The following is a 21,984-nucleotide window of genomic DNA, read 5'->3' on the forward strand; positions in this document are numbered from 1 at the left end:
TCATGAATTCCCAGATGCACAAGCTTTTCGTCGACGATATTCACAAGCAGTACGGCAGCAACGAAGTCCTGAAGGGCGTTTCGCTCAAGGCGAAGGCCGGCGACGTGATCAGCATCATCGGCTCGTCGGGCTCGGGCAAGAGCACGATGCTGCGCTGTATCAACTTTCTGGAGCAGCCGAATCAAGGGCGCATCTTCGTCGACGGCGCCGAAGTCCGCACGATGAAGGACAAGACCGGCGCGCTGAAGGCGGCGGACCAGAAGCAACTGCGGGAAGTGCGCTCGAAACTGTCGATGGTCTTCCAGCACTTCAATCTCTGGTCGCACATGAACGTGCTGGAGAACGTGATCGAGGCGCCCGTGAACGTGCTCGGGCTGTCGAAGAAGGAAGCCGAGGAACGCGCGCGCACGTACCTGGAGAAGGTCGGGCTCGCGCCGCGCGTGGAGAAGCAGTATCCGTCGCATCTATCGGGCGGGCAGCAGCAGCGCGTGGCCATCGCGCGCGCGCTCGCGATGCATCCCGACGTCATGCTCTTCGACGAACCGACTTCCGCGCTCGACCCGGAACTCGTCGGCGAAGTGCTCAAGGTCATGCAGACGCTCGCCGAGGAAGGCCGCACGATGATCGTCGTGACGCACGAGATGGCGTTCGCGCGCAACGTATCGAATCATGTCGTGTTCCTGCATCAAGGGCGCATCGAGGAGGAAGGTCATCCCGATGCGGTGTTCGGCAACACAAAGAGCGAACGCCTCAAGCAGTTCCTGTCGGGCAGCCTCAAGTAAGCGCGCGAACGCGGCCTGAGGCCGACCACCATCCTCTCCAGAAAAAGCGCCCCAGAGGCGCTTTTTTTGCGTCCGGACGCCGACGCATCGACGTCTTTCGCGCCCTTCCGCGACCTAGCGCTGCGACGCGTGCGCGTCAATAGGCGACAAACCTGACTCGGAAACTTACATGACGCTGAAGCCCTGATGGCATAAGGCTTTGCGGGCTATTTCCCATCCTGTGGGTAGTGTGTCTACCACATGGGCATTGCGTTTTTGACACAGATAGTCGGCAAACGTCGAATTTCTTTGGCGGTCATAACGTATTTTGTTAAATTGGTAACCAAAGTACCAAAACGAAGTACCGAAAAAGTAGTTTTACTTCAAAAGTCCAAAAGAAACTGAGGAACGGCACCGATCGACGGGTCGGCGTCAGATTCGCGCCCACGACGCGCGAATCGTCACTTGCACCACAGCCCGCGCGTGTCCTTCCTCTGAAAACAATTTTCGGTTGGGTGCGCTCGCATCGAACCACACGGCAGCACTTGGGTTCTATTTCTTGACAGGGTTGGAGGAGATGATGAAGAAAGCTTTGCTCGCGTCGGCAGCACTGCTGACGTTCAGCGCGGTCGCGCACGCTCAGAGCAGCGTGACGCTGTATGGCCGCCTGGACGCGGGGCTCGAATATATGAACGGTGTGCCGACCGGTCCTGCCGGCGCGCCTGCCACCGGCACTTCGCACCGCTTCAAGGCGGAAAGCGGCGACTGGGGCACGAGCTTGTGGGGTATGAAGGGCGTCGAAGATCTGGGCGGCGGCTACCGCGCCGTGTTCCAGTTGGAAGGCAGCTTCAACACCATGACGGGTCAAGGCCCGGGCGGCGGCGGTCTCTTCAATCGCTGGGCGACGGTCGGTATCGCGAACAACCAGTTCGGTACCCTGTTGCTGGGTCGTGAGCTCTTCATCGCCAACGGCGTGTGGGACTTCGATCCGTTCGGCCAGTCGAACTGGTCGTCGGCATCGCTGGTGCGTGGCCGCAACTGGCCGCAATCGAGCAACAACATTTCGTACCAGTCGCCGAAGTTCGCGGGCCTCGACTTCTACGGTCAGTACTCGCTCTCCAACGCGACGAACTGGAACGGTAACGGCACGACCCCGCAAGGCCGCGAAGCAGGCGCGTACGTCACCTACACGACGCCGCTCTTCCAGATCCGCGGTATGTACGACGAAATCCGCAACCCGGCAAACGGCACGCTGGGCGGCGTCTACAACCCGATCGACGGCGGCACGGGCGGCAACGGCGCCTACGCCTACTCGCGCGAGTACACGGCGATGTTCAACGTGTTCCTCGGCCAGTTCAAGGTTCAGGGCGCTTACCAGGCAATCCGCAGCTCGGGCATGACGGGCCAGTTGCCCGGCCAGCCGACCACGCTCGACCACGAGTGGGGCGGCGTGACGTGGCAAGCGACGCCGGCGGCAGCGCTGATCGCCGCGGTCTACCACGTGAACGGCAACAACGGCGCGGGCAACGCGACCATCTACACGGTCGGCGGTTCGTACAACCTGTCCAAGCGCACCCTGCTCGATCTGCAGGTCGCGACGGTGCAGAACAGCAAGACCGCGAACTACGGCCTGAACGCCAACAACTACGGCTCGGCTGCTTCGACCGACAACCCGTTCCCCGGCCACAGCCAGACGGGCGTGTACGCAGGTATCCAGCACTCGTTCTAATCGGCGAGTCTGACCGAGGAGTCTTTCAAGAAGGTTTTCACGCTGCTGCGAGAGGCGCGTATCGGTGCGGTGCCCGAAAGGGTATCGCACCGTTTTTTATTTGAACGCGCGATCCTTAGCATGACTAATGTCGATTCGGCGGCTTTTTCGCTGACTCATGACAGTTATCAAATCGACAACCAAAACTACAAAACCGTCCCTCACAAAACGTAGTTCTACTTCAAAATCCTCCCCCGAAAACCGAGGAACGACGCTTCGCAGCGCGGTTCGCGCGCGTCTTTCTTCGCCAGCCGTATTCGGTCCGATGCGCCCGCATCGAACCGGACGGCAATCATTGGTTCACTTTTTGACAGGGATTTGGAGGGGATGATGAAGAAGCTTTTGCTCGCGTCGGCGGCATTGTTGGCATTCAGCGCGGCGGCGCATGCGCAAAGCAGCGTGACACTGTATGGCCGCCTCGACGCGGGACTCGAGTACATGAGAAACGTGCCGACCGGCGTCGGTGCGAACGGCGCGGCCACCGGCAGTGCGCATCGCTTCAGGGCGGAGAGCGGCGACTGGGGCACGAGCCTGTGGGGCCTGAAGGGCGGCGAGGATCTGGGCGGCGGCAATCGCGCCGTGTTCCAGCTCGAAAACGGCTTCAACACGATGAACGGTCAACAGCAGGGCAACCTGTTCAATCGCTGGGCGACGGTTGGTATCGCGAACAATCGGTTTGGTACGATTTTGCTCGGCCGTGAGCTCTTCATCTCGAACGGCGTGTGGGACTTCGATCCGTTCGGCCAGTCGAACTGGTCGTCGGCATCGCTCGTGCGTGGCCGCAACTGGCAGCAGTCGAGCAACAACGTTTCGTATCAGTCGCCGAAGGTCGCGGGCTTCGATTTCTACGGCCAGTATGCGCTCTCCAACGCCACCAACTGGAACGGCAACGGCACCACCGGGCAAGGCCGCTCGGCCGGAGCGCAGGTCACGTACACGGCGCCGCTTTTCCAGGTGCGTGGCATCTATGACGAGATCCGCAATAAGGCGGACGGAACGCTCGGCGGCGACTACGCCTCGAGCAACGGCGTCTACGCGTATTCGCGCGAGTACACCGCGATGCTCAACGTGTTCCTCGGCCAGTTCAAGCTGCAAGGCGGCTATCAGGCCATTCGCACGTCCGGCATGACGGGTCAGTTGCCCGGCCAGCCGACCACGCTCGATCACGAATGGGGCGGCGTAACGTGGCAGATGACGCCGGCTGCGGCGCTGATCGGCGCGGTCTATCACGTCAACGGCAACAACGGCTCGGGCAACGCGACCCTCTACACCGTCGGCGGATCGTACAACCTGTCCAAGCGCACCCTGCTCGATCTGCAAGTCGCAAGCGTGAGTAACAGCAAGACCGCCAACTACGGCCTGAACGCCAACGATTTCGGCACTTCGGCCGCGACGGACAATCCGCATCGAGGCTGGAGGCAGAGTGGCGTTTACGCGGGCATCCAGCACTCGTTCTGATCGACGAATCTGAGCGATGCCGGCCGGTGCGATTCCCAACGTGGATCGCACCGGTTTTTTTTTGCCGCCGCCCGGATTTACGCGCCGAGGCCGCTCGTTGTTAGGCCGATGTATCATCCGACATGTCACTTGCGCCGACCGACCATGCCCGAGCTTACACACAGGATCGAGGCGAGAGAGGGAGCCACCGGGTTCCTGTTCGTCGTCGCGTATGCGGCGCTCTCGTTGGCGGCGATAGCGCTGGTCGGCCCCTACGGCTGGGACGACGGCGCCATCACGGTCGCCTACGCGCAAACGCTGGGCCGGCACGGGATATTTGCGCTGACGCCGGTTTCGGCGTCGGCCGAAGGTACGTCGAGCCTGCTCATGACGGCAATGCTCGCGATCGGCCAGTGGCTGCTGCACCCCGGCTTTCTGGAGGCGATCAGGGCGGCGCAGTTGCTCTCGTTCATCGCACTCAGCGCTACGCTGGTGCTCGTGTGGCGCGCGCTTCAACCTTCCCTGCCTAACTCCACGCACCGCCTCATCGTCGTGTGCTTGCTGGGCCTGCTGCCAGCTTGCCAGGCCGAGATCGTCAACGGCATGGAAATGACGCTCTTCGCGTTGCTGCTGTTCGCGTTCGTGCTCTTCTGGCGCGCGCAATCGACGCTCGCCTATGCACTGTTGCCGCTCCTGTTGCTGGTTCGCTTCGAGGCGGTGTTCTATCTGGGTTTCGCGCTTGGCTGGATGGTCCTGTTTTGCCGGCAGGATCGGCCGCGTGCCTTACGGATGTGCGTCTGGCTCGCGCTGTGTTTTCTGCTGCTGACGATCTGGAGATATTGGTTCTTCGGGGCGCTGTTGCCCAATACCATCCTGGCCAAGCTTCAGCCGCCCTACAGCAAGAAAGGCTGGGACGGCATTTTGGAAAAGCTGCGCGGGCTCAAGGATTTTCTCTTCGTCAATGCCGCGCTGCTGATTGGCATGTACCTGAGCCGCAAAGACGCCCAGGAACGCCGTCCGGACCCGATGCCCGTTCTGCTGATACTAGCCTTTGGCGTATTCGCGCTGATATCGGGAAGAAACTGGGGCTATACGGGACGGATGTTCGTGGCGGTGCTGCCGGTGTTCGTCCTTGCTCTCGCGGAACGGTTCGCGACTATGCGCCGGCCGCGTGTATTGCGCGGGCTCTTGCTGTGCCTCGCTGGAACTTTCCTGTTCAACATGGCCGTCCTGCGACAGAACATCGACACCATAATCCTCGGTGCGGCGATGCGCGGCGTACTGCCGGCTTCACTGAATGCCGCCGCAGACGCGGCCCGAAACCGCGCGTGGCACGAATCGCCCGGTGACTGGCGGGGCGTGACGCCGCAGAACTTCGCGATGACGGGTACGTCGGTGGATCATCTGCGCGCGTATCTCGGGCAACCGACGCTCAAGTTCATGACGCCGGACGTGGGTGGCGCCGGGCTGTGCTGCGAGCATCTGGAGATTCTGGATTCAGGGCTGCTGACGAACCCATCGCTGGCGCGCCGCGGATATGCAGCGCTTGCGGGCTATCTGAACGAGGAACGCCCGGAAGTCATCGAAACGCATGGCATATGGAGCCGTGACAGCGGCATCTATTCCCTCGCCGAGTTCGAGACGAACTATCTGCCCGCGGTTTTCGACGGCACGCTTTTCTGGTTGCGGCATGACGTCCTGCAGCGTCTGGTGGCGCGCGGCATGGCCGCCGATTCCGTTCGCCCGGAGAACCTGCGCGACGTTCGTTATCTGGGAGACAGTCACGACGTCTCGCATCTGACGCGCTTTTCCGCCGTGACGGTGCTCAGCCGGTGAACCTGTGAGTTGTTTGGCCGCCGATGTCCACATCGGCGGCCTTCGCATCGGCGCAGGAAAGCGGCTAGTCCCGCGCCATCCCCGACGCGCCGTGACTCAACCAGTCGAGCACCGCGGCGGCATCGTCGTCGCTCGATTGACGCGCCTTCGCGACCGTCTCGCTGATCTTCGCGCCGGGCTTCGGCGCGGCCCGGCGAATCGCCACGCCGACCGCGAGAATGTCGATGATCACGAGGTGCAGGATGCGCGAAATCATCGAAAGCTGCGACTCGCGAATCTCGATGTGATCCGTCTCCAGCGCCACGGTCGCGCGCTTGGCGAGCGGCGTGTTGCTCGATGTGATCGCGATGACCGTCGCGCCCTGTTGCATCGCCACTTCGAGCACGCGCAAAAGCTCGGGCGCCCTGCCCGACTTCGACACGGCCACGATCACATCGCCCTTGCCGAGCAGCGCCGCCGACGCCGCCTGCATGTACAGGTCGCCGTAGGCGATCGTCGGGATGCCGAAGCGGAAGAACTTGTAGTGCGCGTCCTGCGCGACGATGTTCGAATTCCCGAGCCCGTAGAACTCGATGCGCCGCGCGCCGTTCAAAATATCGATCGCGCGCTCGACGTTCTCGAAGTTCAGATGCTCGCGCAACTGCAGGATCGCGGAGACGGTGTTGTCCAGCACCTTCGCGCCGAAATCGGTGGCGGTGTCGCCGAGATGCACCTGGCTGTGGCTCACCGGAATCGTGCCGGTCAGGCCCGTCGCGAGCTTCAGCTTGAAGTCCGAAAGCCCCTGACAGCCGAGCGAGCGGCAAAAACGGATCACCGTCGGCTGGCTCACGTCGGCCTTGCGCGCGATGTCGATGATCGGATCGTTGATGATCGAGCGCGGATGATTCAGCGCGAGATCGGCGACGCGCCGCTCGGCGGGCGTCAACGCGTCGCGCATCTGGCGAATGCGCTCGAACACCGCCGACGAACCGCTGTTCGCGCGGTTCGACAACTGCTCGGAAAGAATCGCGGAGACGCCGAGGAACGCCGGATATTCCGCCGTGATGATGTACGTGGGAATGCCCGACAGATATTGCTGAAAGCGCCCTTTCGCCTCGAAACGCTCGCGAAACGGCGACTTGTGGAACAGCTCGCCCAATCTCAGCACGATACCGCCGCCGATATAGATGCCGCCCAGCGCGCCCAGCGTCACCGCGATGTTGCCCGCGAAGGTGCCGAGGATCGCGCAGAAGCAGTTCACCGTCTCGAGCGCGAGCGCTTCGCCTTGCAGCGCGCGATGCGTGACATCGGCGGCGGTGAAGTCGTCGGCGACCGTCACGCTGTCGCGCTCGGCGAGCGCCCGGTAGATCAGCTCCAGCCCCTGCCCCGCGCACACGCGCTCGAACGACACGTGCGGAAACTTGCGGCGCGCGTAGCGTGTCACGAGGTCTTCGCGCTCGTCGAACGGCGAGAACGTGGCGTGGCCGCCTTCGCTGCCGAGCGCGATCCAGCGGTCATCGGCGGGAATGAGGCCCGATACGCCCAGCCCCGTGCCCGGTCCGAGCAGGCCGATCACGCTGTTCTGCCGGCGCGAGCCGCCGCCGACCTGCTCGCGCTGCGCGTCGGTGAGGCCGGGCAGCGCCATCGCGAGCGCGGTGAAGTCGTTCACGACGAGCAGCGTGTCGAAGCCGAGCGCGCGGCGCGTCGCCTCGATCGAAAAGCTCCAGTCGTGATTGGTCATCTTCACGTGATCGCCGTCGACCGGATTGGCGATCGCGATCGCCGCATGATTGACGCGCCCGACTTTCGTGTCCTTCAGATACTGCTGCATGACCTCCGCGATGCCGGGGTAATCCGCCCCCGGATACACGCGGATCTGTCCGATCTCGCCAGGCGCGGTCTCCAGCGCGAAGCGCGCGTTCGTGCCGCCGATGTCGGCGAGAAGCCGCGGTCCGTCGGCGTGCTGAGCCGCTGCTTTATGCACACCAGTAGACATCGAGCTTCACTCCTTCAGCGTGGGCCAGCGTCGAGATGGCGTTCTTTTGCGGCGCGGCGAGCGCCGCGTTCAGTACGTCGAGTTTCTTCTGCCCGGCGATGAAGAGATACAACTGTCCGATCTGCTTCAGCGCCGACATCGACAGACTTACGCGCGCGTGCGGCGCCGCGCCCGGATGCACGGAGATGAAGCGCTCCGGCGTCGAGATCGCGAAGTCCCACTCGGGCGCGTCGGCGAAGATCGAGGCCGTGTGACCGTCCTCGCCCATGCCGAGCACGGCGACATCCGGCAGACGGCGGCGAGCATCGGCGTTCAGTTCGGCGATGTGCGTTTCCAGCGGCTTGCCGGTATCGACGAGCGGCAGAAAGTACGCCGACGCGCCCGCGTTCTGCAAAAGCGTGTCGCGCACGAGTTGCGCGTTGCTCGCGGAATCGCTTTCGGGCACCCAGCGGTCGTCGACGAGCGTCACGTCGATATGCGCCCAGTCGAGCGGCTCGCGCGAGAGCGTTTGCAAGAACGGCTTCGGGCTCGTGCCGCCCGATACCGCGAGCGTGGCGTGAGCGGTTTGTCCCGCGGCGTCGGCCGATACCGCGCCCCTCGACGCGAGGGACGCCTTGAGCGCGTCGCTCACGGCTTTCGCCAGCGCGTCCGAGTGGGCGCGCGGATCGTCGAAAGTGCGAAGCTCGATCATTGCTCCTCCTGCTTGTTCTGGTTTATCGATCCGCTTCCCGCACCGTCGCGACGACGAGCAAAGCGGTCTCCTGTAGTCCTCATGCGCGCCGCGCGCCTCTTTCGGGCCGCGTCGGCGTCACGCCATCAGTTTTCTTCTTCGAGCCAGCACGTGCCGGCCTGCGCGAGCATCGCGCTCGACGCCGCCGGCCCCCACGTGCCCGCCGCGTAAGGCTTCGGCTTGTTCGTGGCCGCCGCCCACGCGTTCAGGATCGGCTCGACCCAGCGCCATGCCGCTTCCTGCTCGTCGCGCCGCACGAAGAGCGCGAGGCGGCCGTGAATCACGTCCAGCAACAGGCGCTGATACGCCTCCATCTGTGCTTCCTTGAAGAACTGATCGAACGCGAGATCCAGATGCACGCTCGCGAGATTCATGCCCTCGCCGGGCTGCTTCGCGAGGCAATACAGACGGATGGTCTCGTTCGGCTGCAACCGGATCACGAGACGGTTCGCGCCCGCGCGCAACGCGTTCGCGCCGAGCGCCGAATGCGGCACCGCGCGGAAGTTCACGACGATCTCCGCGACGCGGTCCGCGAGCCGCTTGCCCGTGCGCAGGAAAAACGGCACGCCCGCCCAGCGCCAGTTCTCGATTTCGACCTTCAACGCGACGAAGGTCTCGGTCGTGCTGTCGGGACGCACGCCCGGCTCGGTCGCGTACGCCGGCACCGCCGCGCCGCGGACGACACCCGCATGATATTGCCCGCGCACCGCGACGCGGCTGATGTCGCGCTCGTCGACGGGCTTCAGCGCCCGCAGCACGCGCAGTTTCTCGTCGCGCACGGAGTCGGAGTCCATCGAATGCGGCGGCTCCATCGTCACGATGGAAAGCAGTTGCAGCAAATGGTTCTGCACCATGTCGCGCAGCGCGCCCGTATTGTCGTAGAAGTCGCCGCGCGCTTCCACGCCCAGTTCTTCCGCGATCGTGATCTGGATGCTTTCGACCCACTCGCGGCGCCACAGCGGCTCGAACAGCGCGTTGCCGAAGCGCAGCGCGAGCAGATTCTGCACCGGTTCCTTGCCGAGATAGTGATCGATCCGGTAGATCTGCTCTTCCTGGAAGATTTCGCCGACGGCGTCGTTGATTGCGTTCGACGATTTCAGGTCGTAGCCGAGCGGCTTTTCGAGCACGATGCGCGCGTTCTGGTTCAGCTCGACACCGGCGAGCGCGCGGCAGATCGGCACGAAGAGCTTCGGGCTCGTCGCCAGATAGAAGACGCGCGTGCCGTCGAATTGCGCGAGCGCGTCGCGCAGCACGACGAAATCTTCCGCGCGGCCGAGGTCGAGCGCGACGTACTGGAAGCGGTCGAGAAAGCTGCGCCACGCGGTTTCATCGACATCGTTCTTCGACACGTGCGGCTTCACGTGACCCTCGACCCACGCGCGGTATTCGCCCGGCTCCATTGCTTCGCGCGCGACCGAAACGATTCTTCCGGCCGGATTGAGCATGCCCGCGCGATGCGCCTCGAAGAGCGCGGGAAGAATCTTGCGCATGGAGAGATCGCCGGTGCCGCCGAAGAGTACGAAGATGAAGTTCGAGTCGCTTTGCATGAGTCTGAACGAGGGTTCCAGAACTGGATGTGAGTCGAATCGGGGCGCGCCGCCCAATGAGACTACGCGTGACGCCGTAGTCCGATAAAATTTTTTTTGACACTGAATTGTAGTTTAACTACAATTCAAATCAAGAGGAAATGTCATCGTCCGAAAATTAGCCGTGTCGATCAGCTTGGTATGGCGGCGGTTTTTTTCCGGCAAGACGTGTTGTGCGCATGTTAACGGAGCCTGCGGCTCGCCGCTTTCCGTGCGCCCGAGCCTCGCGCCTCGCCGTCGAGCACGCCTTTCGGGGCAAATTTGAACGGCCCGGCAAAAATCAAAAGAGGAGACAGCCGTTGCGATTCAACCCACTCATCTCTTGAGAGCCGTGCGGCCGTACATCGGTCTGCCGGCCCGGCACGCTGCGTTCGTGGTGACCCGCGCTGCCGCTTCCCCGCCGACACCGCCGATTTCCGGCCATCCAGTTTTACCGTTTTTTTGACAACCGCTTCTTACCCATGCTTCTGGCGGCATCGGGAGCCAATCGTTTTTGTTCAGGTGTCTGGAGGAGATAAACAATGAAAGTCCGTAAGCTCATGGGCGCGCTGTGCGCCGCAGGTCTTCTGTGCGGCGCGACGGCGTCGGCGGTTCAGGCTGCCGAGGCCGTTTCCGTGCTGCACTGGTGGACGTCGGGCGGCGAATCGAAAGCGGTCGGCGTGCTCAAGGACGACATGACCAAGCAGGGCTATCAGTGGAAGGACTTCGCTGTCGCGGGCGGCGCGGGCGCTGCGGCCATGACTGCGCTGAAGACGCAGGTCATCTCGGGCAATGCGCCGTCGGCGGCGCAGATCAAGGGTCCGCTGATCCAGGAATGGGCCGAGCAAGGCGTGCTCGTGCCGATCGACTCCGTCGCGGGTGACTGGAAGAAGAACCTGCCGCCGGAAATCGACAAGATCATCCACGCTGACGGCCACTACGTCGCGGCGCCCTTCTCCGTGCACCGCGTGAACTGGCTGTACATCAACAAGGCCGCGCTCGACAAGGCCGGCGGCAAGGTGCCGACGAACTGGAACGAGTTCTTCCAGGTCGCCGACAAGATGAAGGCCGCGGGCATCATGCCGATCGCAATGGGCGGCCAGCCGTGGCAGGACCTGACGCTGTGGGAAGACGTCGTTCTGTCGCAGGGCGCGGACTTCTACAAGAAGGCCATCGTCGATCTCGACCAGAAGACGCTGACCTCGGACAAGATGGTTCAGGTGTTCGACACGGTCCGCAAGATCCAGGGCTACTTCGACAGCGGCCGCACGGGCCGTGACTGGAACCTCGCGACGGCCATGGTCATCAACGGCAAGGCCGGCATGCAGTTCATGGGCGACTGGGCGAAGGGCGAATTCGCCGGCGCGAACAAGAAGGCGGGCTCGGACTACATCTGCGCGCCGGTGCCGGGCACGGAAAAGGCCTACACGTTCAACGTCGACTCGTTCGTGTTCTTCCAGCAGAAGGGCCAGAAGGCAGCGACGCCGGGTCAGCTCGCACTCGCGAAGACCATCATGACGCCGGAGTTCCAGGAGCAGTTCAGCCTGAACAAGGGCTCGATCCCGGTGCGTCTCGGCGTGCCGATGGACAAGTTCGACGACTGCGCGAAGAAGTCGTACTCTGACGAACAGACGGCGATCAAATCGGGCGGCTATGTTCCGTCGCTCGCGCACGGCATGGCTCAGGGCGACGCAGTCGCGGGCGCCATGACCGACGTCGTGACGAAGTTCATGAATTCGTCGCAGGATTCCAAGAGCGCGGTTGCCGCACTCGCGAACGCCGCCAAGACGAAGTAAGGCAGTGTCCGCCCGGCGCGTGTGCCCATGCATGCGCCGGGCGGGGCAAGACGAAGCAGGACTGCATCTGTAACGTCGCATCTTTCAGCGCCAGCAGGCATTCGCCACAGAAGCGCCCGTCAGTGCACCTAAACGCACCTCAACGCACCCAAGCGCCGGCGCATCTTCCAGGAGTCGAGTCGTGACTGCCTCCATCACCGCGGACAAGAAGCCGCAAAACCCGCCCCGTCGCGCGTCACCGACGGCGGCGCTCGCCGATCGCCTGATTCCGAAGCTGGTGCTCGCTCCCAGCGTCGTGATCGCGCTCGTTTTCGTATACGGCTTCATCGCCATTACCGGGTATCTGTCACTCTCCGAATCGCGGCTCATGCCGCGCTACGATTTCGCGGGCTTCGACCGTTATCGACAGCTCTTCGCCAACGACGTCTGGTGGACTTCCGCCGCCAACCTCGGCTGGTTCGGCATTCCGTTCATCGGAATTTGCGTGATCCTCGGCCTTTTCCTTGCGATCCTTCTCGACCAGAAGATCCGCAACGAAGGCGCATTGCGCGCAGTCTTCCTCTACCCGATGGCGCTCTCGTTCATCGTGACCGGCACCGCCTGGCAGTGGATTCTCAACCCCGGCCTCGGTCTCGAAAAAGTGTTCCACGACTGGGGCTGGACGAGCTTCTCGTTCAACTGGCTGGGCGACCCCGACAAGGCGATCTTTTGCGTCGTGATCGCGGCTGTCTGGCAATCGACAGGCTTCGTGATGGCCCTGTTCCTCGCCGGCCTGCGCGGCGTCGACAGCGAAATCTTCAAGGCCGCGCAAGTGGATGGCGCGACGTTGCCGACCATCTACCGCAAGATCGTGATTCCGAGCATGCGGCCGGTGTTCTTCTCCGTGCTGCTGATTCTCTGCCACATCACGATCAAGACCTTCGACCTCGTCGTCGCGTTGACGGCGGGCGGACCGGGCACGTCGTCGTCGCTGCCGGCGATCTTCATGTACACGTTCTCGTTCAACCGCGGGCAGCTCGGCGTGGGCGCCGCATCGTCGATGATGATGCTCGCCACGGTCGTCGCGGTGCTCGTGCCGCTCATGTATCTCGAATCGAGGAGCACTCGCAATGCAGCCTAAGATGACCCTGAGCCGCGCCGTCATCTACGCGGTGCTCATCCTTTTCGCGCTTTACTTCCTGTTCCCGATCTACGTGATGCTGTCGACATCGTTCAAGGATCTCGACCAGCTTCGCACGGGCAACCTGCTCACGCCGCCTACGCACTTCACCATCGAGCCGTGGGTCAAGGCGTGGTCGGGCGCGTGTACCGGCGTGCGTTGCGACGGCATGGAGCCGTTCTTCATGAACTCCGTGCGCATGGTGATTCCGGCCGTGCTGATCTCGTCATTCGTCGGCGCGTTCAATGGCTATGTGCTCACGCACTGGCGCTTTCGCGGCGCGGACGGCCTCTTCACGATGCTGCTCGTCGGCTGCTTCATCCCCTTCCAGGCGATTCTTCTGCCGATGGCGCGCCTGCAAGGTTTTCTCGGCCTCTCGAACACGACCACCGGCCTCGTGCTGGTCCATGTGATCTACGGCATCGCGTTCACGACGATGTTCTTCCGCAACTTCTACGTGAGCATTCCGGCCGAGCTCGTGAAGGCGGCGCGCATCGACGGCGCGGGCTTCTTCACGATCTTCACGAAGATCCTGCTGCCGGTGTCGCTGCCGATTTTCATGGTGTGCCTGATCTGGCAATTCACGCAGATCTGGAACGACTTCCTGTTCGGCATCGTGTTTTCGGGCGTGGATTCCATGCCGATCACGGTTGCGCTGAACAACCTGGTGAACACGTCGACGGGCGTGAAGGAATACAACGTCGACATGGCGGGCGCGATCATCGCCGCATTGCCGACGATTCTCGTCTACATGATCGCCGGACGTTATTTCGTGCGCGGGCTGACGGCCGGCGCGGTGAAGGGTTAATCGACATCGTTCGATAGAGATATAGAGGATTCACATGGCAAGCCTTTCCATCCGTGACGTGTACAAGACCTACCCGAACGGGGTGCCGGTTCTCAAGGGCGTCAACATCGACATCGAGGACGGTCAGTTTCTGATCCTCGTCGGCGGCTCGGGCTGCGGCAAATCGACCTTGCTGAACATGATCGCGGGTCTCGAAACCGTGACGCGCGGCGACATCATGATCGACGGCAAGACGGTCAACAACCTCTCGCCGAAGGATCGCGACATCGCGATGGTGTTCCAGTCGTACGCGCTCTACCCTTCGATGAGCGTGCGCGACAACATCTCGTTCGGCCTGAACATCCGCAAGGTGCCGAAGGACGAGCAGAAGAAGATCGTCGATCGCGTGTCGGAGACGCTGCAGATCGGTCATCTTCTCGATCGCAAGCCGGGGCAGTTGTCGGGCGGTCAGCGTCAGCGCGTCGCGATGGGCCGTGCGCTCGCGCGCGATCCGGTGATGTTCCTGTTCGACGAGCCGCTTTCGAACCTCGACGCGAAGCTGCGTATCGAGATGCGCTCCGAGATCAAGCTGCTGCATCAGCGCCTCGGCACGACGATCGTCTACGTGACGCACGACCAGATCGAGGCGATGACGCTCGGCGACCGCATCGCGGTGATGAAAGACGGCATCGTGCAGCAGTTCGGCGCGCCGCAGGAAATCTACGATTCGCCTTCGAACCTGTTCGTCGCGGGCTTCATCGGCGCGCCGCCGATGAACTTCATCACCGGCAAGCTCGTCGAATCGGGCTCGGGCGTCGGCTTGCAGCTCGATACCGGCATCGCGCAGAAGGTGTTGAATCTGCCGTTCGACGCGGGCCGTCTGCGCAGCAAGGTCGGTCAGGACGTGATTCTCGGCCTGCGGCCGGAGCGCATCACCGATTCGCGCAGCGCGCACGACGTGTCGGACACGAGCCTGCAACCGGTCGATGTGCGCGTCGATGTGATCGAGCCGACCGGCCCGGACACGCTCGTGTTCGCGCAGGTGAACGGCAAGCGCATCGTGTCGCGCGTGCACCCGGCGTCGAATCCGCAGCCGACGTCGAACATGACGCTGCTGTTCGATGTGTCGAAGGCCGTGTTGTTCGATCCGCAGACGGAAGAGCGGCTGGCTTGATTCTTCTTGTCGATCGACTTCGAGCGCCACGGTTCAGCCGTGGCGTTTTTCATGGTGCGGCCGTAACAAGGCACAATCGGCGTTTTGCATTTCGATCCGCCTGCGCCGCATGACTCTCCTCACCTCAAATCCCGAACTCGCCTGGACCACGTCGGACGGTCCCGATCCCTTCATCGGCCTCGAAGCGCTCGACGACGCCCGCGTGCAAGCCTGGGTCGATCGCCAGAACCGCCGCACCGAGGCTGCCTTCGGCAACACGCCCGAAGCGCGCGCGCTCGCCGCGCGGCTCGAAAAAGCGTACACGTCGCAGGATCGCATCGTGTCGTGTTCGCGATATGGCGACTGGGCCTACAACACCTGGCAGGACGACGCGCATCCGCTCGGCATCGTGCGCCGCACGCCGTGGAGCGCGTGGCTCGCGGGCGCGCCGGTCTGGGAAACGATCCTCGACGTCGACGCACTCGATATCAACACGCAGGAAGCCGGCGGCACCCGCTGGGCGCTCGCCGACTTCGACATGCTCTACCCCGACTACGATCGCGCGCTCGTGAGCCTCTCGCCGGGCGGCTCGGACGCGTGCATGGTGCGCGAGTTCGATATCGCGTCGAAGCGCTTCGTCGCGGACGGCTTCGTGCTGCCCGATGTCGGCAAGCACGATATTTCGTGGATCGATCGCGACACGGTCTATGTCGGCTGGGACGACAGCAAGACGAACCCGCGCCCCGCGCTGACCACTTCGGGATTTCCGCGTCAGTCACGTCGATGGAAGCGCGGCACGCCGCTCGCCGATGCGCCCGTCGTGTTCGACGGCAACCGGCGCGACGTATCGGCGGGCGTGGACTACGATCCGCTCGAAAAGCTGCATCTGGCTTCGCGCGCGGTGTCGTTTTACGACACGCTCAATTACTGGCTCGACGAGACATCGAACGAATGGCGCCAATACGAACTGCCGGCGCACGCGGAAATCGAGCACTGGAACGGCTGGCTCTTCGTGACGCCGCGCAAGTTCTGGAACGCGGGCGGCCGTCGTTACGCGCCCGGCACGCTGGCCGTCATCCGGCGCGACGCGTTTCTCGAAGGCTCGCGCCATTTCATCGCGCTCTTCACGCCGGCCGATCGTCTCGTGCTCGCGGGCATCGACTTCACGAAACAGTTCCTCATCGTCTCGCAGATGGACGACGGCACGCCGCGCGTCACCTTGCTGCGCCCGCCCGCGAGTCTCGAAGGCGAGTGGCAGACGCGCGATTTCGCGTTGCCGGAAGCGAGCCAGTCATGGGTCGATTCGATCGACAGCGAGCGCGACGACACCGTGCTCATCCACGTCGAGCACTTTTTGACGCCGCCGTCGCTGTATCACGCCGATCTCGCCGATGACGCGCCGTGGCAACTGCTCGCACGCCTTCCCGCACAGTTCGATGCAACGGGCCTCTGTGCCACGCGCCGCCACGCGATCGCGCCGGACGGCGAGCGCATTCCCTACTGGCTGATCGGACGCGACGTCGAGACGCGCACGGACGCGCGCCCTTGCCTGCTCTACGGTTATGGCGGCTTCGAAGTCGCGCTCGATCCCGGCTACGACGCGACGACCGGCATCGCGTGGCTGGAGCGCGGCGGCCTGTACGCGGTCGCGAACATTCGCGGTGGCGGGGAGTTCGGTCCGGCGTGGCATCAGGCGGCGCTGCGGGAGAATCGCCAGATTTCCTTCGACGATTTCATCGCGGTGGCCGAGGCGCTCGTCGATACGGGCGTCACCACTTCGAAACAACTGGCGATCCGCGGCGGCAGCAACGGCGGGCTGCTCACGGGCGTCTGCATGGTTCAGCGGCCCGAGCTGTTCGGCGCGGTGCTGTCGGAAGTGCCGCTGCTCGACATGGCGCGCTTTCACTTGCTGCTGCAAGGCGCATCGTGGATCGACGAATACGGCGATCCCGACGACGCCGCCGACCTGCGCCATCTGACAGCGTACTCGCCGTATCAGAACGTGACGGCGGATGCCGCGTATCCGCCGGCGCTCTTCACGTCATCGGCGAGCGACGATCGCGTGCATCCCGGCCACGCGCGCAAGATGGCCGCGAAAATGCAGGCGCTAGGCCACGCGAACGTCTGGTATCAGGAAACCGGCGAAGGCGGACACGGCGCGGGCGTCGAGCCGGAAGCGGTCGCGCAGGCGGAAGCGGCCGCGTTCACGTTCCTCGCATCGACGATCGGGCCGCTCGTCTGACAAGGTGTGCTGCGCGCGCCGATCCGCTTCGGACACGTAAAGCGACGCACGTTCCTTGCGAAGCTCAAACCTTCACGGGCACCGCATGCGAGCGCAGCACCAGCGTGCGCCCGGCGAAGGTCAGCACGCCGCATACGCCGATCACGATGCCCATGCCGTGCGGCGAGACATCGTGAAAGAGCCCGACCGCGAGACTCGCGAGCGCGCCGAGCGCGAGCTGCATCGCGCCGAACACGGCGGCGGCCGCGCCCGCGTTGTGCGGGTAGCGGTGCATCAGCTCGGTCGTGCAGTTGGCCGACAGCAAGCCGACCACGCCGACGACGAAAAACAGCGTCGCCACGATCGACCACAAGCCGCCCCAGCCCGTCAGCGACATGAGCGCGACCGCGAGCGCCGCCACGACGCTCACGAACGACGCGGCCGAGATCATTTTCATCGCGCCGACGCGGCCGACGAACTTCGTGTTGAGCAGATTCCCCGCGATGATCCCGACGATGTTCAGCCCGAACAGCAGCCCGTAGTATTGCGGCTTCACGTGGAAGTAATCGATATAGACGAACGGCGTCGCGGTGATGTACGCGAACATCGACGCGAACGCCATGCCGCCGCACATCATGTGGCCCCAGGTGACGGGATCGGTCAGCAAATGTCCGTACGCGGCGAACGACTTGCCGACCGCCGCGCTTGCGCGCTTCTCCTTCGGCCAGGTCTCGGGCACGCGCAGGAAGGCGGTCACCGCGCACGTCAGACCGAAGAGCGTGAGCGCGACGAAGACCACGCGCCAGCCGCCGAGCAGCAGCAATTGCCCGCCGATCAGCGGCGCGAGCAACGGCCCGATCGACGTGACGATGGACAGCATCGACAGCACGCGGGCGGCGTCGGTCGGTTCGTGGGCATCGCGGGCGATGGCGCGCGCGAGCACCGATGCCGCGCCCGCGCCGAGCGCCTGCAGAAAGCGCACGAGGACGAGCGCATCGATGGAAAACGCCGCCGCGCAGCCGATGCTCGCGAGCGCGTACAACGCGATGCCGCCGAGCAGCACGGGCCGGCGGCCGTAAGCGTCGGACATCGGGCCATAGAGCAGCATGCCGAACGAGAAGCCGAACATGAAGCTCGTGAGCGTGCTTTGCGCGGCCGCCGGGCTCGTGCCGAACGACGCGGCGAGCGAAGGCAGGCTCGGCAGATACATGTCGATCGACAGCGGGCCGCACGCGGCGAGCGCGCCGAGCAACAGGATCAGCCGGCCATCGGGCCGGCGCCGGGTGGTGTCGGGCATGGAGTTCGCAGGAGGGGAAGTGTCGAGGCACGCGGCCTTTGCCGCGTCGGGAGCAATTATTGTACGCGACGCTTTCACGTGATCCGGCCCTGAGCGCCGCGACGCGCCAGGCTCATTAACCGACAGCCGAGGGCGCGCCGGAAAAGCTCCGGACTCAGCGAACCGGGCGGCGCCCATCGCCGTCATAGGCGCGACACCGCCCGTTCGCAACGACTCCGGTACAATTTCAGGATCGTTTCTCCGCCTCTCGGCCACGTTTCTCGCCCCAGACGAAACGCCGCCCTTCGCGACTCCCGCATCCACTTTCAGCGCAGGCCTTCATCCATGTCCAAGAATCAAGTTCTCTTCGAACGCGCCCAGCGAACCATTCCCGGCGGCGTGAATTCGCCGGTGCGCGCGTTCCGCTCGGTCGGCGGCACGCCGCGCTTCATCGAGCGCGCGCAAGGCGCGTATTTCTGGGACGCGGACGGCAAGCGCTATATCGACTACATCGGCTCGTGGGGCCCGATGATCCTCGGCCACGTCCATCCCGAAGTGCTCGACGCCGTGCAGCGCGTGCTCGCGAACGGCTTTTCCTTCGGTGCGCCGACCGAAGCCGAAATCGAAATCGCCGAGGAAATCTGCAAGCTCGTGCCGTCGATCGAACAGGTGCGCATGGTGTCCTCCGGCACCGAAGCGACGATGAGCGCGCTGCGCCTCGCGCGCGGCTTCACGAACCGCAGCCGCATCATCAAGTTCGAAGGCTGCTATCACGGCCACGCGGACAGCTTGCTCGTCAAGGCCGGTTCGGGCTTGCTGACATTCGGCAATCCGACGTCCGCAGGCGTGCCCGCCGATATCGCGAAGCACACGACCGTGCTCGAATACAACAACGTCGAGCAGCTCGACGAAGCGTTCAAGGCGTTCGGCCCGGAAATCGCGTCGGTGATCGTCGAGCCGGTCGCGGGCAACATGAATCTCGTGCGCGCGACGCCCGAATTCCTCAACGCGCTGCGCGAGCGCTGCAGCGAGTACGGCTCCGTGCTGATCTTCGACGAAGTGATGTGCGGTTTTCGCGTCGCGCTCGGCGGCGCGCAGGAGGTTTACGGCATCGAGCCGGACCTCACGTGTCTCGGCAAGGTCATCGGCGGCGGCATGCCGGCGGCGGCGTTCGGCGGACGCCGCGACATCATGGCCCATCTCGCGCCGCTCGGCGGCGTGTATCAGGCGGGCACGCTGTCGGGCAATCCGGTCGCCGTGGCCGCGGGCCTCAAGACGCTGCAACTGATCCAGCGCCGCGGCTTCTACGACGATCTCGCGAAGCAGACGCGCAAGCTCGTCGACGGTCTTTCGCATGCCGCACGCGATGCCAAAGTGCCCTTCTCCGCCGATTCGATCGGCGGCATGTTCGGCCTGTATTTCATGGATTCGGTGCCGGGCAGCTTCGCGCAGATCCAGCACGGCGACACGAAGCGCTTCAACGCGTTCTTCCACGCGATGCTCGACGCGGGCGTGTACTTCGCGCCGTCGGCGTTCGAAGCGGGCTTCGTGTCGAGCGCGCACGACGACGCCGTGATCGACGCGACGATCGACGCCGCGCGCGGCGCGTTCGCGTCGCTCGCCGCCTGACGCTCGCGGGCCGCGCCGATGTTCTCGCAAACCGACTTCACGCACATGGAGCGCGCGCTCGCGCTCGCCTCCAAGGGCATGTATACGACCACGCCGAATCCGCGCGTCGGCTGCGTGCTCGTCAAGAACGGCGAAGTGATCGGCATGGGCTACACGCAGCCCGCCGGCCAGGATCACGCCGAAGTGCAGGCGCTCAAGGACGCCCGCTCGCGCGGCAAGGATCCGCGCGGCGCGACGGCGTATGTATCGCTCGAACCGTGCAGCCATTTCGGGCGCACGCCGCCGTGCGCGCACGCGCTCATCGATGCGCGCGTCGAAAAGGTGATCGCCGCGATGGAAGACCCGAATCCGTCGGTGTCCGGACGCGGCCTCACGATGCTGCGCGATGCGGGCATCGACGTGCGCTGCGGGCTGCTCGCGAACGAGGCGTACGAGATGAACATCGGTTTCGTGTCGCGCATGACGCGCCGCCGTCCGTGGGTGCGCATGAAAGTCGCGGCCACGCTCGACGGCCGCACCGGCCTGCCGACGGGCGAAAGCCAGTGGATCACCGGCGAGGACGCACGCGCCGACGGCCACGCGTGGCGCGCCCGCGCCTGCGCGATCCTGACGGGCATCGGCACGGTGCGCGAGGACGATCCGCAACTGACCGTGCGCGCGGTGGACACGCCGCGCCAGCCGCAACGCATCCTGATCGACAGCCGTCTCGACGTGCCGAAAGAAGCGCGCATTCTCGACGGCGCGCCGCCGTGGATCTTCCATGCCGCCGACGCCGATCCGGCGCGCATCGACGCGCTGCGCGAGAAAGGCGCGGACCTGATCGAACTGTCGAACGAGCACGGCAAGGTCGATCTGCCCGCGATGCTCACCGCGCTCGCCGATCGCGGCATCAACGAGCTGCACGTGGAAGCGGGTCACAAACTGAACGGCTCGCTGCTGCGTGAAGGCTGCGTCGACGAACTGCTGATCTATCTCGCGCCGAGCCTGCTCGGCAGCGCGCCCGGCATGTTCGACTTCGCGCCGCCCGCCACGCTCGACGCGCGGCCGCATCTGAAATTTCATCGCATCGACCGGCTCGGCGACGATCTGCGCATTCTCGCGCGCTTCGCGGAAGCCAACGTCGCGAGCTGATTACACACGATTCGAGGAACGAAGCCGATGTTTACAGGAATTGTCGCGGCGGTGGGCCGCATCGAGAAAGTCACGCCGCTCGGTTCGGAGCCGGAAGCGGGCGTTCGTCTGACGGTCGCGGCGGGCGGTCTCGATCTCGCCGATGTCGAACTCGGCGACAGCATCGCGATTCAGGGCGCGTGCATGACGGTGATTCAAAAGTCCGCCGATGCGTTCGATGTCGACGTGTCGCGCGAGAGTCTCAACAAGACGGTCGGGCTCGGCGACAAGGGCGTCGAAGTGAATCTGGAGAAGGCGTTGCGCGCGCACGACCGGCTCGGCGGGCATCTCGTGTCCGGCCACGTCGACGGACTGGGCGTCGTGGCGAAGTTCGAACCCGTCGGCGAATCGCACGAATTGCGCGTCGTCGCGCCGAAGGACATCGGCAAATATCTGGCTTACAAGGGTTCGGTGACGGTGAACGGAGTGAGTCTGACCGTGAATTCCGTGAGCGATCGCGCCGACGGCTGCGAATTCTCCATCAACCTGATTCCGCATACCGTCGAAGTCACGACGCTCAAGGCGCTCTCCAAAGGCGCGAAGGTGAATCTGGAAATCGATCTGATCGCGCGCTATGTCGAACGGATGATGAGCGCGCAGTGACGCGGGCGTTTCATGCCCGGCGCGGTTCGTCCGCCGGGCGTGGACGCACCGCCCGGCTGCCCGCCGATTTCAGCAACGGTCCATCGGCCGTGGCGTAAAATACGCGCTTTCCCCAAAC

Annotated in this window: 16 protein-coding genes; 12 read left to right on the forward strand and 4 right to left on the reverse strand. The window is 64.1% G+C overall.

The window, feature by feature from the left end:
• Positions 1-2: 2 nt before the first annotated feature.
• The 4 genes from NOV72_RS16270 (at position 3) to NOV72_RS16285 (ending at position 5,802) form a co-directional block, all read left to right on the forward strand.
• On the forward strand, positions 3-782 hold the full coding sequence (locus NOV72_RS16270; protein ID WP_106855627.1) for an ABC transporter ATP-binding protein: 780 nt from the start codon (positions 3-5) through the stop codon (positions 780-782).
• Between the two features lie 559 nt (positions 783-1,341).
• Positions 1,342-2,490: a porin gene (locus NOV72_RS16275; RefSeq protein WP_106855739.1), complete on the forward strand. Its 1,149-nt coding sequence runs from the start codon at positions 1,342-1,344 to the stop codon at positions 2,488-2,490.
• 369 nt (positions 2,491-2,859) lie between these two features.
• Positions 2,860-3,987: a porin gene (locus tag NOV72_RS16280; protein ID WP_106855740.1), complete on the forward strand. Its 1,128-nt coding sequence runs from the start codon at positions 2,860-2,862 to the stop codon at positions 3,985-3,987.
• Between the two features lie 144 nt (positions 3,988-4,131).
• Positions 4,132-5,802 carry a hypothetical protein gene (locus NOV72_RS16285; RefSeq protein ID WP_106855628.1) on the forward strand — a complete coding sequence of 557 codons (1,671 nt, stop codon included), beginning with the start codon at positions 4,132-4,134 and terminating at the stop codon, positions 5,800-5,802.
• A gap of 64 nt (positions 5,803-5,866) precedes the next feature.
• Here NOV72_RS16285 and NOV72_RS16290 read toward each other — a convergent pair whose 3' ends face one another.
• The 3 genes from NOV72_RS16290 to zwf all read right to left on the reverse strand — a co-directional run bounded on the left by NOV72_RS16290 (position 5,867) and on the right by zwf (position 10,054).
• The gene (locus tag NOV72_RS16290; protein WP_106855629.1) at positions 5,867-7,777 is read right to left on the reverse strand and encodes a bifunctional transcriptional regulator/glucokinase; all 1,911 of its coding nucleotides are present in this window, start codon (positions 7,775-7,777) and stop codon (positions 5,867-5,869) included.
• Positions 7,758-8,468 carry a 6-phosphogluconolactonase gene (gene pgl, locus NOV72_RS16295; protein WP_106855630.1) on the reverse strand — a complete coding sequence of 237 codons (711 nt, stop codon included), beginning with the start codon at positions 8,466-8,468 and terminating at the stop codon, positions 7,758-7,760. The genes NOV72_RS16290 and pgl overlap by 20 nt, the downstream gene beginning before the upstream one ends.
• Before the next feature lie 125 nt (positions 8,469-8,593).
• Positions 8,594-10,054, reverse strand: a complete 1,461-nt coding sequence (gene zwf / locus NOV72_RS16300) for a glucose-6-phosphate dehydrogenase (RefSeq protein ID WP_106855631.1) — start codon at positions 10,052-10,054, stop codon at positions 8,594-8,596.
• A 560-nt stretch (positions 10,055-10,614) separates the two neighbouring features.
• On the opposite strand from zwf, the gene NOV72_RS16305 reads away from it, so the two are divergent.
• The 5 genes from NOV72_RS16305 (at position 10,615) to NOV72_RS16325 (ending at position 17,209) form a co-directional block, all read left to right on the forward strand.
• Positions 10,615-11,868 carry an ABC transporter substrate-binding protein gene (locus NOV72_RS16305; protein ID WP_106855632.1) on the forward strand — a complete coding sequence of 418 codons (1,254 nt, stop codon included), beginning with the start codon at positions 10,615-10,617 and terminating at the stop codon, positions 11,866-11,868.
• A gap of 181 nt (positions 11,869-12,049) precedes the next feature.
• Entirely contained in the window at positions 12,050-12,988 is a 939-nt protein-coding gene (locus tag NOV72_RS16310; RefSeq protein WP_106855633.1) for a carbohydrate ABC transporter permease, read from the forward strand.
• On the forward strand, positions 12,978-13,835 hold the full coding sequence (locus NOV72_RS16315) for a carbohydrate ABC transporter permease (protein WP_106855634.1): 858 nt from the start codon (positions 12,978-12,980) through the stop codon (positions 13,833-13,835). Before NOV72_RS16310 ends, NOV72_RS16315 begins: the two co-directional genes overlap by 11 nt.
• 34 nt (positions 13,836-13,869) lie before the next feature.
• A complete protein-coding gene (locus NOV72_RS16320) occupies positions 13,870-14,988 on the forward strand; it encodes an ABC transporter ATP-binding protein (protein WP_106855635.1) in 1,119 nt (372 codons plus the stop codon).
• A gap of 109 nt (positions 14,989-15,097) precedes the next feature.
• The gene (locus NOV72_RS16325) at positions 15,098-17,209 is read left to right on the forward strand and encodes a prolyl oligopeptidase family serine peptidase (protein ID WP_106855636.1); all 2,112 of its coding nucleotides are present in this window, start codon (positions 15,098-15,100) and stop codon (positions 17,207-17,209) included.
• A gap of 64 nt (positions 17,210-17,273) precedes the next feature.
• Here NOV72_RS16325 and NOV72_RS16330 read toward each other — a convergent pair whose 3' ends face one another.
• Positions 17,274-18,485, reverse strand: a complete 1,212-nt coding sequence (locus NOV72_RS16330) for a Bcr/CflA family multidrug efflux MFS transporter (protein ID WP_106855637.1) — start codon at positions 18,483-18,485, stop codon at positions 17,274-17,276.
• Between the two features lie 324 nt (positions 18,486-18,809).
• Between NOV72_RS16330 and hemL the strand changes: the two genes are divergently transcribed.
• Genes hemL through NOV72_RS16345 form a run of 3 tightly spaced genes read left to right on the forward strand, consistent with a single transcriptional unit; the run spans position 18,810 to position 21,866 of the window.
• A complete protein-coding gene (gene hemL / locus NOV72_RS16335; protein ID WP_106855638.1) occupies positions 18,810-20,093 on the forward strand; it encodes a glutamate-1-semialdehyde 2,1-aminomutase in 1,284 nt (427 codons plus the stop codon).
• Positions 20,094-20,111: 18 nt separating this feature from the next.
• Entirely contained in the window at positions 20,112-21,224 is a 1,113-nt protein-coding gene (ribD, locus tag NOV72_RS16340; RefSeq protein ID WP_106855639.1) for a bifunctional diaminohydroxyphosphoribosylaminopyrimidine deaminase/5-amino-6-(5-phosphoribosylamino)uracil reductase RibD, read from the forward strand.
• A gap of 27 nt (positions 21,225-21,251) precedes the next feature.
• Complete coding sequence (locus NOV72_RS16345) at positions 21,252-21,866, forward strand: riboflavin synthase (RefSeq protein WP_106855640.1); 615 nt, start codon at positions 21,252-21,254, stop codon at positions 21,864-21,866.
• The last annotated feature ends 118 nt before the right edge of the window (positions 21,867-21,984 follow it).

Source organism: Caballeronia novacaledonica (assembly GCF_900258035.1).
In the GTDB taxonomy this organism is placed as follows: Bacteria; Pseudomonadota; Gammaproteobacteria; order Burkholderiales; family Burkholderiaceae; genus Caballeronia; species Caballeronia novacaledonica.

What these genes read in the sequence shown, in the direction of transcription:
- NOV72_RS16270 (WP_106855627.1), top strand. Translation starts at nt 3, where the DNA reads ATGAATTCCCAGATGCACAAGCTTTTCGTCGACGATATTCACAAGCAG.
- NOV72_RS16275 (WP_106855739.1), top strand. Translation starts at nt 1,342, where the DNA reads ATGAAGAAAGCTTTGCTCGCGTCGGCAGCACTGCTGACGTTCAGCGCG.
- NOV72_RS16280 (WP_106855740.1), top strand. Translation starts at nt 2,860, where the DNA reads ATGAAGAAGCTTTTGCTCGCGTCGGCGGCATTGTTGGCATTCAGCGCG.
- NOV72_RS16285 (WP_106855628.1), top strand. Translation starts at nt 4,132, where the DNA reads ATGCCCGAGCTTACACACAGGATCGAGGCGAGAGAGGGAGCCACCGGG.
- NOV72_RS16290 (WP_106855629.1), bottom strand. Translation starts at nt 7,777, where the DNA reads ATGTCTACTGGTGTGCATAAAGCAGCGGCTCAGCACGCCGACGGACCG.
- pgl (WP_106855630.1), bottom strand. Translation starts at nt 8,468, where the DNA reads ATGATCGAGCTTCGCACTTTCGACGATCCGCGCGCCCACTCGGACGCG.
- zwf (WP_106855631.1), bottom strand. Translation starts at nt 10,054, where the DNA reads ATGCAAAGCGACTCGAACTTCATCTTCGTACTCTTCGGCGGCACCGGC.
- NOV72_RS16305 (WP_106855632.1), top strand. Translation starts at nt 10,615, where the DNA reads ATGAAAGTCCGTAAGCTCATGGGCGCGCTGTGCGCCGCAGGTCTTCTG.
- NOV72_RS16315 (WP_106855634.1), top strand. Translation starts at nt 12,978, where the DNA reads ATGCAGCCTAAGATGACCCTGAGCCGCGCCGTCATCTACGCGGTGCTC.
- NOV72_RS16320 (WP_106855635.1), top strand. Translation starts at nt 13,870, where the DNA reads ATGGCAAGCCTTTCCATCCGTGACGTGTACAAGACCTACCCGAACGGG.
- NOV72_RS16325 (WP_106855636.1), top strand. Translation starts at nt 15,098, where the DNA reads ATGACTCTCCTCACCTCAAATCCCGAACTCGCCTGGACCACGTCGGAC.
- NOV72_RS16330 (WP_106855637.1), bottom strand. Translation starts at nt 18,485, where the DNA reads ATGCCCGACACCACCCGGCGCCGGCCCGATGGCCGGCTGATCCTGTTG.
- hemL (WP_106855638.1), top strand. Translation starts at nt 18,810, where the DNA reads ATGTCCAAGAATCAAGTTCTCTTCGAACGCGCCCAGCGAACCATTCCC.
- ribD (WP_106855639.1), top strand. Translation starts at nt 20,112, where the DNA reads ATGTTCTCGCAAACCGACTTCACGCACATGGAGCGCGCGCTCGCGCTC.
- NOV72_RS16345 (WP_106855640.1), top strand. Translation starts at nt 21,252, where the DNA reads ATGTTTACAGGAATTGTCGCGGCGGTGGGCCGCATCGAGAAAGTCACG.